Below are 13,944 nucleotides of genomic sequence, written 5' to 3' on the forward strand. Positions count from 1 at the left end.
GAATGTATAAGCACACATTATACTGTGTATAAAGATATATACAGTAAGCACAGCGAACACACCAACATAACAGTGAGAGACGACAATGCTGGAGAACAATAATTTTTAAAAATGAGGCGATGAGAGTGAATACTGTAATAAAAGATGCTTGGGTCATTTTTAAAAAGGATATAAAAATCGAGAAGTTCATGGTGATCGTTTCTATCATATTCATGGGATATATAGGAGTTATGATTAGCACGCTTATAGGAACTCAATATGATCATCAGAACGAAATAATACCGGCAGCCGATGTTCTACTGCTAACACTGATCCCGATGTTGGGTTTTTATTTCTCAAAGAAGTCTTTTAAATATATGACAGAGGATTCATACACACAAATGTTGATCTATCTACGTACATTACCCATCTCCCCTAAAGTCATAATGTGCTATAGATACATCCAGATGTTAATAGCATTTACAATTAATAGCGTAATCGTTTTTAGTATCATATATGGAGTTAGCTATCAGTTGAGATCGGAAATGTCTATAGGAAATTACATTTGTTTTGCTCTAACATGGATTGGATATGCACTGGCAGTCACAGGGTTTTATATTCATTTCGAATTTACTAGTAGTGGAAGGAAATACTTCTGGTTGTCGATGGTGATGATGGTGGTTACGGCTATTGTGGGGATTACCAATTGGTTACTAGGTGGAAATATGTTCTTATATACGGTAAAAATGAGCAAAGAGTGGGGGATACTATCGCCAGTCATGTGGATATCCTTGATAGGTGGAATGATAACCTTGGCTCTATTGGGTAAGTTAACTTTTCGCAAATTACAACACAGAGATCTTCTTTAGCTAGATAGATTGAACTAAAGACGAACCCTCATATTCATGATTCTCTTTAAAGATGATTGAGCTTGTGAGCGCAAACTTTAGTTCAATCTATATAGATGTATCAGATTCAGGAATGAGGTGTGAAAGGTGTGGATACCAATTCAAATTAACGAGAATAGTGCAGAGCCGCTGTATCATCAAATAGAGACTCAACTAAGATCGCTTATCATAAATGGTCAGATCGAGGAGAATACACTTTTACCATCGATTAGGGAATTTGCGAGTGGATTGAATTGCAGTGTTATTACGGTTCGAAGGGTGTATCAGGATTTAGAGAGTGAAGGCCTGCTTAGAACGAAACAAGGAACAGGAACCTTTGTTGCAAAGGTTGGTGAGTCTAAACGTGAAACATTCAAACGGGAATCTGTTGAGGATGCTTTAGGCAAAGCAGTTGATGCTGGGATTTCAGTTCAGTGTAGTGAAGAAGAGATCAAGAGGCTGTTTCTAGATATAGTAACGCGTAAATATCATCCCGAGGATGGGAAGGAGTAATTCTGATATGGAGCAGATGGTCGTTAATATGGTTGGTGTAAAGAAGAAGCGAAGAAATAAAATGATTGGCCCTCTGAATCTGTCTATACCACAAGGATATGTCGTTGTGATCGTAGGAGAGAATGGATCGGGTAAAAGTACGTTGATCAATATGCTGATGCAGACCGTGATCCCTGATGAAGGAGATATAACAATTTTCGGTCAATCCTATCCTGATGGTATTCCACCAGAGATTAAGCAACAAATTGGATATGTATCAGAGAAATCTAACAGCGAAGAGGACCATCTGACAGCGGAAGAAGTCGCAACATTTCGTTCATACTGGTACAAAGAATGGGACGATATCCTGTTACAGAAATTGTTGAAGACGTTTAATGTACCCGTTAACACTCGATTAAATAAAATGTCTAAGGGTGAACGAAGAAAACTGGAAATTGCAGTGGCTTTGGCATCACGTCCCAAATTATTGTTGTTAGATGAACCTTCTTCCGGGCTTGATCCATTCGCCTGGAAGAGAATGATTGATGAGCTTCAAACATATATGAAGCAGGGGGACTCGACGATTCTATTATCCACCCATATTGTAGATGAGATTAAAAGACTTGCAGATTTCATCATACTGGTACATCAGGGTCGAATACTCGGGATGGTTGAGAAAGATAGTCTTCTGGATAATTGGAAGGAAGTATGGGTTAGAAGTGATAGTACAATTCTAGAAGATTTACCAGGAGTTGTGCAGGCGCATCAGGAGTCTCCGGGTGTGCTACGACTGATAACAACTGAGTGTAAGCAACTAGAGAATCTTCTACAACATTCAGGAATACAAGTAATAAAGACGCGTGGGTTAGAGTTTGATGAAATACTAAGTCTATGGATTCAAAGAGATGAGGCTGTCATTGCACAGTCAGTGAGGGGAGAATAATATGGAATCTTTAAAGCTGGAGAAGGTAACAAAGCAATTTGGAGATAAGACCGCTGTAAATGAACTGTCTCTACAAGTAGAGAAGGGTGAGATCTATGGACTACTTGGAGCAAACGGGGCTGGCAAGACGACAACTATGCGTATGGTATTAGGACTTATATATCCCGATGGAGGAAGTATACGTTACAATGGTAAACCACATAATGATGAACTTCGGCAAATCATGGGCTATCTACCTGAGGAACGAGGACTATATCCGAAGATTAAAGTGAGTGATCAAATTAATTATTTAGCGCAGCTTCGAGGCATGCCTCGTAAAGATGCAGATAAGAGTCTGCGTTATTGGTTGGAACGCTTCGAAGTTCCTGAGTATTATGATAAACGAATTGAAGAATTATCCAAGGGAAATCAACAAAAAATCGGGTTCATCGCAGCTGTTGTGCACAAGCCTCAGATCCTCATATTAGATGAAGCATTCAGTGGGTTAGATCCTGTGAATGTGGAGCTATTAAAGTCAACGGTTAAGGAGCTTCGCGATCAAGGAACAAGCATACTTTTCTCTACGCACCGCATGGAACACGTCGAAGAGTTATGCCAAAACATTACCATTATGCATCGTTCTAACCCTATTGTTCAGGGTAGTCTGAAAGAAATCAAAGGTAGATATCCACGTGAACAGGTGGCTTTGGGAACGACAAGTGAAGTAACTGGACTAGAGAATATTCCTGGTGTAAGTAAAGTGACCATTCAAGAGCAAGGTGGGTATCTGATCGCCATTTCTGATACATCAGCTGCTCAACAGATATTGCAGACAGCGATGCTGCAAAGTGTTGTAGAGAAGTTCGAGTTAAAGGAACCAACACTGAATCAAATCTTTATTAAAGAGGTAGGTGAATCACATGAATAAGAATAAGTTAGGTACTGTCATAGGATTTACATTTCGTAACAAGGTGAAGACAAAAGCATTTCTCATAACAACATTAGTGTTAGCTATTATCATATCTATTGCTATTAACATTCCTTACTTGATCCAGTTGTTTACTGGAGAGGATTTGAAGTCGGAGGGTACGAAGATAGGTCTCGTATATGGTCAACAAGTTGAATTGGCAGGACAGTTAGATAGTTATTGGAAGGAACAGAATAATGATGAATTCACCTTCATGAAATATGATACATCAGATGCAGCAGTGTTAAAGAAAGACATTGAAGACGGTAAGATTGACGGATATCTGGAATTCTCAGAAGAACAGGCGACATTATTCCCTTCAGTTGTATATTCTTCTAATGAAGATGATGGTTTGAACCCAATCGCTCAGGCGGAGCTTTCAGCTGCATTGCAGGCTGTTAAGATGCAGGTTATTGTGAAGGATTCCCTCACAGCAGAGCAAATTGCTGAATTAAAAACGCCGGTGCAGTTTGATGCACAGAACATCAATGCCAATCCTAATGCTTCTACAGTTGTCGAAGAAAAAGATGAAGCAGCGGAGATGATGGAATTTGGAGTGGTGTATCTCCTGATTATTCTTTTCTTTTTTACTTCCATGACCACAGGCAATATGATCGCCGCCGAAGTAACGACGGAGAAAAGCTCACGGATCATGGAAATCCTTATCACAAGCGTATCACCATTGACTCAAATGTTCGGTAAGGTTATTGGGATGTTCTTAGTGGGCTTGACCCAGATCGTTACATTTATTCTGGTGATCATAGGAAATCTATTGATGCCACAAAATAAAGAACTACTTGCAGATTTTAATATAGATCTCTCACAGGTTAGTATAGACGTTATAGTCTATGGGTTCTTATTCTATGTGCTCGGATACTTCCTATATGCAGTGTTGTTCGCAGCTGTTGGATCTATCGTGAGCCGTACAGAAGACTTAGGTCAAGCAGTTATGCCGATTACGATGTTATCACTTGCGGCATTCTACATTGGAAGCTTCAGCATGGGTGCTCCTGATTCCATGTTGATGAAAGTATCTTCATTCATCCCATTCCTATCACCAACGACAATGATTGTACGGATTGGTATCGGGGAAATAGCGATGTGGGAAATATGGGTTTCAATCCTTATCATGTTAGTCTCAATCCTATTCTTCGGATGGTTATCTGCGAAGATCTATCGTACAGGTGTACTTATGTATGGTAAACGTCCAACGATCAAAGAGCTTCGTAAAGCGATGAAGGCTTATAAGATATAGTGGCAGCTTGCACATTGAAATTTGTGGACAATGGACAAGGAGAGAAAGAAAAGAACGTAGGCTGGCTGAATATACTTTGAAATTAATAATTTATGTATAACTGAGAATTTATAAATATTGAAAATGAGACTATTAAGGCCAGTTAGATCAATTCGTTGATCTAACTGTTTTTTTTTTGAGTTTGGTACTAGCAGTACTACTAAATATTATTAGCTGTTGGAGTTATATTGAATTGAATAATATACCAAATGTTCATTTATTCCCTATTTCATCCGAATATATATTGTATAGGGAGGTGATGAAACTTGAGGATAGTTTTGAAAGCGTTATTGTTGTTATTGAGTTTTGGTGTCGGGGTTACAAGTTGTTCTTTAAGTATTAATATTATGGCAGGGTTAGAAGATCCCGAATTTATTGTTTGGGATCCAGGACCTGGAGGAGTTTTAACATTCTATTTATCCATTATTATTATAGGATACAGTGTTTTAATGTTTATTTTAAACAAGAAGAATAATCAAAGGCTGGTAATGATAGCCCTTTACACTTTTCTTTTGTCCCTTGTCTTAACTCCATTAATTATTCGTTACTCTGTGGATGTCAGTAATTACTTTAAAACTCCCTCTCATAAAACACAGACAGCCATTAGGAAAGAAATCCAACGGATAATAGAAGAAAATGATTTACCTTATATTATAGATTCGAAAGAAAGTGAAAGTCGGACAAAATATGAGGTTATTAGAACTGTAATTCTTCTTAAAAAGGAAACTGAGGGTAAGATTCAACAAAATGAGGTTGGTTTGGTACTAAGGAACCGCCTAAATGCTGAGCTGAGATTAGTGTTTTATGATAAAAATCAACAAGAATACGTTTCAGTTGTACTTAACAAAGATAAAAGAATTGTTGACTGTGATCCAATGGAGTTTTGTAAGTAAAATTATTAAGAGGGAGTTAATTATATGAGGAAAATTATCTCGACATTACTTGTTTTATTGATATTATTTAATTCAATTCCTAATTATGGTTATTCTTTAAATGTAAATGCTGATGGTTCTGGTGGTATCAGTACCAGAAGTACAAATGTTTGGGCAGAAGAATATAAGGTAGAGTTTGGGAAAGATGTGAAAATTCATTTTAGTTTTGATGATGAACCCCATCCTGTTAGGATAGAGATATATAAAGATGAACAATGGTTAAAGAAATCTACAGTATGGTCAACCGATATGAGTAATACTTAAAGGCTTCTTACATATTTGAAACAGGTAATGCAACTGGGGTTACCCTTAATGATTTAGTAATAGGTAGGGCTATTGGTAATATTATGCCAAATATATTATCAGCTTACGAGTTGTTACCATCGGGGAATTAACTGGAATGGAGAACTGGGAGATGGAACGAGAATTGATCCAGTTTCACATATAAGAATCACAGGCCTAATTGGAAGCAGCGAAGTGACGGTCGGCGAAAGGCATAGTGCAGCTTTAAAAACGGACGGAAGTGTATGGGCATGGGGCACCAGCACTGTAGGACAACTAGGAGATGGGACACTTGGATCACGCTTAACTCCAGCCCCTGTGATAGAGGGTAAAGCGCTGAAGGTAACCTTGAAATATCCTGTAGATACAAACAGTTATACTATTAAAAATAACGGTAATATATCTATTATGTCAGGAGAAGAAACAACAGTTACTTTAGCGGTATATAGATCGGATGGCTCTTCAAATACTGATTTTAATGGTACACATAAAGTATCTATATCAGGATATACAACCACACCTAACGGTGCTTCTGGACAATTCGGGAAGAAGGAGCTTTCAAATAGTGGTTCTACTGTTGTAGATATTGAATTTCATCAAGGAATTGCCGAGATTCAGTTATCTTTATATCAAACTGGACAACAAACAATTTATTTTCTTTTAGATGAAATTGATGTGGGCAAGTTAGAATTAGAGATTATTCCTTCTGAAGAACTTGAATTGACGATTACTGAACATGTGACACTCGTTAATGGGAAAGGAGAGCTTAAGAAACAGTCGCTTAATGCTGTAAAAGATAAGTTTTGTAATATACTTATTGCTTAATAGTTATAGATAAGCTGAAGAGTCGAGAGGGGGACCTTCTGGAAAAACCTTAGTTAATACAGATGGAAAAGGGATTTAATTTTTTTGGAAATTGATGATAAGTGATATTAAAACTGACGCGGTGTATACTTTCATTATGTATGGTTTAGATCCTATTATTAGAAAATGTAGGAGTTTGCTTAGAAGAAACATAGATAGAAAATAATAATTAGAGTGGAAGAAAAATAGTTATCCCCCTTCAGAAAAGATATACGTTAGGTGTCAATTTAAATTGACACCTAACGTAGTCAGCCGGAAGGGGGGGCCTTGGGAAGTTAATAATACAGTATTGTGCGATTGGATGAAAATTATCAGCTTGAAAGAGTACAATTAATTGAAAAGTGTGTACATGCTGATAAATTGGAGCCTGGAGCCCAATATTTCTATTATGCCAGACCAATATCTTGTTCCTGAAAATAATGATTTTAATGAAGTGAAACTAAAAGCCGATAATGGCCCAAAGTGTGTGAATTGTTTGCTTTAAAGGCACCAACTTTAATGTAATCGCATGATGAATTCATTTTTCTCAGGTACCTACTATAATGTAAAATGAGAGAAGGGTTATAAACTCAAAAAAACCTGATTTAACAGGTTTTTTAGGCACCAACTATAATGTCACTGAACAATTTGTCTTATGGGACACGATAGTGCAAAGGAGAGACCCACCGAGGCATAAGCCAAAGTGGTCTTCTTTTTTTGTTTTGCTAAGGAAACGTTCCTTCTCCTAAAAATCATTTTACAACTATATTTTTAAATAGGTACATGGTAGTATTTGGGTGAAAGAGAGGTGTTTAGATGACTTTTCAGGAGAAATTAGCAATATATGCTGATTTGATCTTAAGTGTGGGCTTGAATGTCAAACCAGGAGAAAACATTCAGATAAAATTTGATTCACAAAATCTCGAATTAGTTCGATTGATTGTCAAAAGAGCTTATCAAATGGGAGCGGCTCATATTGTATATGATTTTCAAGATGATGAAATGAATTTGGCAAGATACCAACATTTGAACGATGACCTTTTAGACGATTTTCCATCTGTGGTGGCAGATTTTAAACTGAATTTGTACAAAGCAGGTTATTTGCAATTATCGCTAGTATCTCCCAATCCAGACCTATTGAAACAAGTGGAAAGTGCTCGAGTGGGAAGAATTAATAAAGCTCGCTCAAAATCCATGCAAGAATCGATGAGATACGGTATGGAAAATCACTCAAAATGGGTTGTGGCAGCTGCATCATCAAAAGACTGGGCAAAAGCTGTTTTCCCAACCTTACCTGAAGAAGAAGCCATATCACTTTTATGGGAGAATATCTTTACGGCAACACGTGTTACTATGAAAGATCCCAAAGAGGCCTGGTTAAAACATGATGCTCGGTTAAAAGAGTATCAATCGTATTTGAATCAAAAAAGATATTGTAAATTGCATTTTGTGAGTGAGCTGACTGATTTAACAGTAGGGCTTGTTGAAGGACATATCTGGAATGGTGGTTCGGAAAAAACCGTTTCAGGAGAAGCATTTATGTCCAATATGCCCGTTGAAGAAGTCTGGACGATGCCCAATACAATAGAAGTAAATGGATATGTTACCATGACTAAACCGCTAATCGTTTCTGGAAAACTCGTGAGTACGTTAAAATTGGTATTCAAACATGGAGAAGTTGTGGAGTATGAAAGTGATCAGCCAGACACCATTAAGCTGTTACTAGAATCAGATAGTGGAGCTAAACGTTTAGGAGAAGTTGCGCTAGTGTCTATTGATTCACCAATTGAGAAAACAGGTATCCATTTTAAAAATACATTATTTGATGAAAATGCTGCGAGTCATTTGGCTTTTGGACAGGCCTACTTAGATAATATAGAAGACGGTAATATTATGAGCCTTGAAGAAAGAAAAGAACGCGGTATGAATCACTCTTCAATCCATAAAGATTTCATGGTTGGCAATAAAGAAATGGCAGTCTATGGTGTGACAAATGATGGGCAAGAAGAAGCAATAATGATAAAAGGGCAGTGGGTTATTTGATATATATTGGAATAGAGTATTCCGATAAAATAGTAGTAGCTAAAACACGAATTGGTCTGTAGTTTACTAGACCACAATTTTTCTGTTCAGAAGAGTGTAACCGATCCAAACTGATTTCATTTTATCGTAAAATGAGGCTCGCGAGACATTTTCGATCAAACTTAGTTTTAAGAAATAATATTCAAAAAAGGAGCTTAACAACAAATCTCAGTCATAAACATAAAAATTACGATGAACTAATGTCATAAGAAATAAGATGATATGTCACAAATAATACCCTCGCAATCATGAGAGAGGCCTATGACTGCGGTTTTTTTTATGAAATCGATTGGGAAGTATTCACGTACCAGCGAAGCTGTCACTACCCGCAAATGAGTTTGAAAAATTAGAGGGTATAATGGGAATATATAATAAGTTGATAAGGATTAGAGTTGCGAACAAATCAACTACAAAACAAAAAGTTTTTTCAATAGTAATTGCAATTATTATTGGGGTTATTCTGGGTTTACTGGCAAAAATTATGGATAACCCTTCTTATTTCAACCCGATATTCACTGAAATAGGTGATCGTCTTGGTATATGGGTATTTGTTGCCACACTTTTATCGGTTTTCAGCTATTCCCCCAAATTAGCGGCTGTAAAAATATTCGCCTTTTTTGGGTCGATGCTTACCGTTTATTATGTGTATACAACGATGGTGCTACATTTTTTCCCGGAAAGAGAAATTATTTTTTGGAGTATATGCGCAGCTGTATCACCTGTTTGTGCTTATATTATGTGGTATGCGCGTGGAAGCGGATTGTTTTCTAATATTGTTTCGGCCCTTCCAATCACAGTATTGCTGTCAGAAGGGTTTGAATTATGTAATGCTTACTTACCCGTTCATACTCATTACTATTTAATACCATGGCTTATGGGAATATATCTAATAATGATAGTTATTTTGTTACTTATCATTCCGAAAAACAAAATTCGATTTTTGATTATTCTACCAATAGCCATAATATTATCTTTAATCGTGATAAATTTTAATATTTTTGGCCGGATATTTGGTGAATGAACGGTGTATTGTAAGGCGTGATTATAGGAGTGAATGAGTTATATAATATAATTATCCATTAATAACCAATTTGAAAAAGTCCAGGTCCGTTATTACCTGTATCGTCGTTAGTTGTTAATGGCTATTTGGGTGGCACCGCGAATAATTCACCTCATATTTTGGGAGGTTTTTTGTTTTTATTTAGCAAAGGAGGGTGAAATTTATGGAACCTACGCTTACAGCCGATCTTGAAAGAATCCTGCGAAAACTTGAAAAAGCTGATTTAATTAACCTTTTAGTTGATAGGATATCCTCAAGTGACTTGAATTCACTTCTCTTAAAAGTATTCAGCGAGAAAACAAAAACATCTTCTCCGAATGATCTACTTAAAAGATATCGGGAAAACCGTTTTGTACACCCAGCTGAGGTCGATGTACTCTTGCTTAAGAAGTTGGAGATGGACGTTTTAGATATTGCTTCTAAACATTCTATTTCGGCAATTCAATTATCTCCCGTAGCACCTTTGGGTTGTGCTTCTGTGCTAGGAACGGTTGATCAAAACAAAGCCATCTCAGCCCTTAGAGGAACGGAAGTTGTATCAGATGCAACTAATCTTTTAACACTACATATCAGTGATTTAATTAAAACAAATTATTCAAAGAATAGGAGAGATAATTTCATTCGCTTCTGTACAACCCATAGGCATGTCCGAGCGCAATTCTTTGGAGATGCTCCAGGGATGCTACCACATTTCCATTTATTTTGTATGGTGACTTCTGGAGTAGATGAAGGTTCCTACAGCTTCGAAAAACAATCATTATGGGAACATATAAAAGTTTATCAAAGTATATTTAAGACTCTTTTTGGATCTGAAATCGAGATCATCTTAAGTGAACGTAATGGTTACAAAGATACTGCTGGTCTGGTCTCAAGGATCATAAAACACGGGCATGAACTGTCAATGAATGTGTCGGTAAGTACAGGTGAGCCGGATAAGGAAAACCAGTATTACAAAGGATTGCAATTCACTTTAAAGACAGTTATAGGTGAAACGGAGTATTACATTGGTGATGGTGGTTTTGTAGATTGGACACAAAATATGTTAGGTAGCAGGAAAGAGCGGCTATTAATTAGTGCAATTGGTCTGGATAGACTAATTTTATAAATTTCCGCAGCCTCATAGCACTAACGGAACACGCTTGTTCAACTAACAGGCAGGATAGCATGGAAAAATAGAGGCTCCAAATTACTGGACGCCTCTTTTTTTTATGGAGCCAGGTTAACTCAAAGTTGCGTATAGATGTCATACTTATCAACATGAGCTCTTTTCTCGATGACCTTTCCTTCAGCAACCATAGCTTTAATCGGCATTTTGAAGTCAGGAAATGCATCGAAGTGTTTCTGCTTCTATAAATCCGTCAATGCCATGATAAGGAGTATCAACTTGCGGATAAAACACAAAGTTTTGTTGTTGAAGTGCTTCATAAAAACGACTAACTAATTCTTTATTGGTTTCAATTTACATGATCATCTTTGCTTTATATGTTTTTTCTTAAAATGTATAAGATTCGCCGTCATCTGGCACTAATACATTAGAAGAGATTCCTTTTTCATTAATGAAGCCTTTTAATTCTTTTCTTGAAAGTGTCCAATGGTTTACAGCTTCCATATGGCTGACAATAGGGCAGCCTTAAACACTTCATAGATATCGTCTTTCCCCATGATTAGGGAACCACCTTGTAGGAACTGATTGCCTCCACCATTTACACCGATGATTTCTGGTTTGTGTGTCTCGATCACTTCCTGAACAGCTTCGTACCAAACCGTATCTCCAGCTACATAAAAAGTTTTCTCATTTGGGTGTTTGAAAATAACGCCACATACGTTACCAGCAATTTTTAAGATTTCTCCTCTACCGTGCTCGCCTTTTGTCTTAATGAGTTTGATATCTTCAAAGATCGTATCTTCTTGTAAAACTTCTACATTTTGAAAACCGAATTTTTTTACTTCTTGGGCATCTTCTTCATTTTGTACAAACATTTTTATATCTTTTGACAATACCTCTTTGGCAGCATCATCAAAGTGATCTATATGAAGATGTGTTACAATTACAGCATCTACATTTATAATATTGTCCATGGATGTTGGTAAACCAACTAAAGGATTAAATTCATCTTGTCTCAACGAATTGGGGAATGGGGGGTAAGAAGCTTTGTCCGCTAAAAATGGATCCACCAAAAACTTTTTCCCTGCATATTCAACCACCAAAGTTGCGTTTCTAATTTGTGTTACATTCATATTATTGTCTCCTTTTCTTTTGTATGTATTAAGTTTACTTGATAAGCAATTAGCTGTTACATAGATAAAATCAAGTCATTTGAAGGTTTGACTTGAGATTTGAAATTAATTTGTGCATCGAGGTTGATGTGGGAATAATTTACTATGATTGGATAGAATGTTGACTTCAATTTATACCAATGGTTTAAACGTAGAGAAGGAATAAGGATGCATATACATAAATTCATTTCTTATTCCACGAAAGGATGGGTTTCATGTTGGATCAAACCGATATGCTAATATTGGCTGAATTATCCAGGAACAGTCGTATTAAGATGAAAGAATTAGGAGAGAAAGTTCATTTGACCGGACAAGCAGCTGCATCTAGAGTTGCAAAACTGGAGGATAACGGGGTACTTGAGGGTTATACCATTAAAGTTAATGAAGCTAAATTAGGGTGTTTCATGCATGCTTTTATTACGATCTTTACAAATAGTACTTATCATCAACCTTATCTCTCATTTATAAAAACACAAGAAAACTACGTATTAAATAATTATAAAGTTAGTGGGGATGGTTGTTACCTTCTTGAGTGCAGATTTCCATCCAACGAACACGTAGACCAATTCCTGACAAGGCTAAACGAACATGCAAACTACAAATTAACGATTGTTATTAATAAATAGCTTGAACCCTTAATCATTAACCAATTTCACAACATATCTGCTAACCTCGTGTCATAGCATAAAATAAAAAACCATTTTGTTCGCTAACTGGAGGGTAGAACATGTATATTGAAGTTGAGAAAGATGTACGTGTATTTGTGCAAGATCTAAATCCAGGACCAAGTAGCAAAACTATATTTTTCGTTCACGGCTGGCCACTGAATCACAACATGTTTCAATATCAATTCAATGTGTTACCACAGTATGGTTACCGGTGTATCAGTATGGATATTCGTGGTAATGGTCAGTCAGATAAGCCTTGGGGAGGCTATTCGTACGATCGTTTAGCGGATGACATCTTTGTAGTGTTGGAACAGTTAAAATTAGAAGATATCATTTTACTTGGTTTCTCTGTAGGTGGAGCGCTTACGATTCGATATATGTCTCGATATGAAGGACGTCATGTTTCGAAATTAGCATTAGTAGATGCAGTTTCTCCTTCTTTTGTTAAAGCTCCCGACTCTCCTTACGGGATACCGAAAGAGCAGGCAAATGCCCTTATTAGTCAAATGTATGCCAATTTACCAAAGTTTCTTAGTGATTTGTCTGTGATGTTTTTCAATCGAAACAAGGGATCGGAAATGTTGAATTGGTTTATTAATCTTGGATACCAATCAGCTTCATATGCGCTCATTAAAATATTGCAAGCCGCATCAAACGAAGATGTAACGAAGGATTTAAGTCAAATCCATGTTCCAACAGCGATATTCCATGGTATCCATGATCAACTGATTCCTTACCAAAGTGCCCAGCTCACACAGCAGCAAATAAATGGGTCGCAGCTATTTCCTTTGAATAACAGCGGACACGGATCACCGATAGATCAATCCGACGATCTTAACAGGCTACTGATGCAGTTTATAAACACTCCTTAATTGAAAAAAGTGAATACTATTTTATCCGTACACGCGCACTTCATTAAGAAGTAGTGCGTATTTTTGGAAGTTAAAAGGGGTGTGAAAGTACTCAGTTAGCGGTACGAAGAAGAGGCGTTACACAACGATATATGTAGGTAACGAGAGCTCGGGAAGCCCCTAGTTGGTTTGAGTTTGTGACGACAAATATGACCTGTTCCAGTGAGTTTCTATACAAGGGTGTCGATCCCCCTAGATTCCACCAAAATTTTATACATGGACTCTTAGCTCAGCTGGTAGAGCAGTTGACTCTTAATCAATTGGTCCAGGGTTCGAATCCCTGAGAGTCCATACTTGAAGAAACGGAATCTTATATGATAGAGTAGACGGGAAATCTATGCTGGATAT

General features: G+C 37.0%; 13 protein-coding genes, 1 tRNA gene and 1 pseudogene. 14 read left to right on the plus strand and 1 reads right to left on the minus strand.

Features of this window, described 5'->3' with window-relative positions:
- Nucleotides 1–125 precede the first annotated feature (125 nt).
- From PGLA_RS04080 to PGLA_RS04130, 11 genes are all read left to right on the plus strand, one after another.
- Nucleotides 126–848 carry a hypothetical protein gene (locus PGLA_RS04080; RefSeq protein ID WP_084410709.1) on the plus strand — a complete coding sequence of 241 codons (723 nt, stop codon included), beginning with the start codon at nucleotides 126–128 and terminating at the stop codon, nucleotides 846–848.
- A 126-nt stretch (nucleotides 849–974) separates the two neighbouring features.
- Entirely contained in the window at nucleotides 975–1,379 is a 405-nt protein-coding gene (locus tag PGLA_RS04085) for a GntR family transcriptional regulator (RefSeq protein ID WP_068529094.1), read from the plus strand.
- 7 nt (nucleotides 1,380–1,386) lie between these two features.
- Complete coding sequence (locus tag PGLA_RS04090; RefSeq protein ID WP_068529097.1) at nucleotides 1,387–2,301, plus strand: ABC transporter ATP-binding protein; 915 nt, start codon at nucleotides 1,387–1,389, stop codon at nucleotides 2,299–2,301.
- A gap of 1 nt (nucleotide 2,302) precedes the next feature.
- On the plus strand, nucleotides 2,303–3,208 hold the full coding sequence (locus PGLA_RS04095) for an ABC transporter ATP-binding protein (RefSeq protein WP_068529100.1): 906 nt from the start codon (nucleotides 2,303–2,305) through the stop codon (nucleotides 3,206–3,208).
- Complete coding sequence (locus PGLA_RS04100) at nucleotides 3,201–4,502, plus strand: ABC transporter permease (RefSeq protein WP_068529103.1); 1,302 nt, start codon at nucleotides 3,201–3,203, stop codon at nucleotides 4,500–4,502. The genes PGLA_RS04095 and PGLA_RS04100 overlap by 8 nt, the downstream gene beginning before the upstream one ends.
- Nucleotides 4,503–4,807: 305 nt before the next feature.
- Nucleotides 4,808–5,434, plus strand: a complete 627-nt coding sequence (locus PGLA_RS04105) for a hypothetical protein (protein WP_068529106.1) — start codon at nucleotides 4,808–4,810, stop codon at nucleotides 5,432–5,434.
- A gap of 24 nt (nucleotides 5,435–5,458) precedes the next feature.
- The gene (locus PGLA_RS04110; protein ID WP_068529109.1) at nucleotides 5,459–5,737 is read left to right on the plus strand and encodes a hypothetical protein; all 279 of its coding nucleotides are present in this window, start codon (nucleotides 5,459–5,461) and stop codon (nucleotides 5,735–5,737) included.
- 72 nt (nucleotides 5,738–5,809) lie between these two features.
- Nucleotides 5,810–6,580, plus strand: coding sequence for an RCC1 domain-containing protein (locus tag PGLA_RS04115; protein ID WP_068529112.1), 771 nt, complete (start codon nucleotides 5,810–5,812; stop codon nucleotides 6,578–6,580).
- Nucleotides 6,581–7,414: 834 nt separating this feature from the next.
- Entirely contained in the window at nucleotides 7,415–8,641 is a 1,227-nt protein-coding gene (locus PGLA_RS04120) for an aminopeptidase (RefSeq protein WP_068529116.1), read from the plus strand.
- Between the two features lie 328 nt (nucleotides 8,642–8,969).
- Entirely contained in the window at nucleotides 8,970–9,701 is a 732-nt protein-coding gene (locus PGLA_RS04125) for a DUF6518 family protein (RefSeq protein WP_068529118.1), read from the plus strand.
- Between the two features lie 202 nt (nucleotides 9,702–9,903).
- Entirely contained in the window at nucleotides 9,904–10,845 is a 942-nt protein-coding gene (locus PGLA_RS04130) for a hypothetical protein (protein ID WP_068529120.1), read from the plus strand.
- Nucleotides 10,846–11,232: 387 nt separating this feature from the next.
- Here the strand turns inward: PGLA_RS04130 and PGLA_RS04135 are convergent.
- A pseudogene (locus tag PGLA_RS04135) lies at nucleotides 11,233–11,978 on the minus strand (MBL fold metallo-hydrolase).
- A gap of 254 nt (nucleotides 11,979–12,232) precedes the next feature.
- Here PGLA_RS04135 and PGLA_RS04140 point away from each other — a divergent pair.
- From PGLA_RS04140 to PGLA_RS04150, 3 genes are all read left to right on the plus strand, one after another.
- Nucleotides 12,233–12,643: an Lrp/AsnC family transcriptional regulator gene (locus PGLA_RS04140; RefSeq protein WP_068529122.1), complete on the plus strand. Its 411-nt coding sequence runs from the start codon at nucleotides 12,233–12,235 to the stop codon at nucleotides 12,641–12,643.
- 101 nt (nucleotides 12,644–12,744) lie between these two features.
- Complete coding sequence (locus tag PGLA_RS04145) at nucleotides 12,745–13,557, plus strand: alpha/beta fold hydrolase (protein ID WP_068529125.1); 813 nt, start codon at nucleotides 12,745–12,747, stop codon at nucleotides 13,555–13,557.
- Between the two features lie 257 nt (nucleotides 13,558–13,814).
- A tRNA-Lys gene (locus PGLA_RS04150) sits at nucleotides 13,815–13,887 on the plus strand.
- The last annotated feature ends 57 nt before the right edge of the window (nucleotides 13,888–13,944 follow it).

Source organism: Paenibacillus glacialis (assembly GCF_001637205.1).
GTDB classification, from domain to species: domain Bacteria; phylum Bacillota; class Bacilli; order Paenibacillales; family Paenibacillaceae; genus Paenibacillus_AQ; species Paenibacillus_AQ glacialis.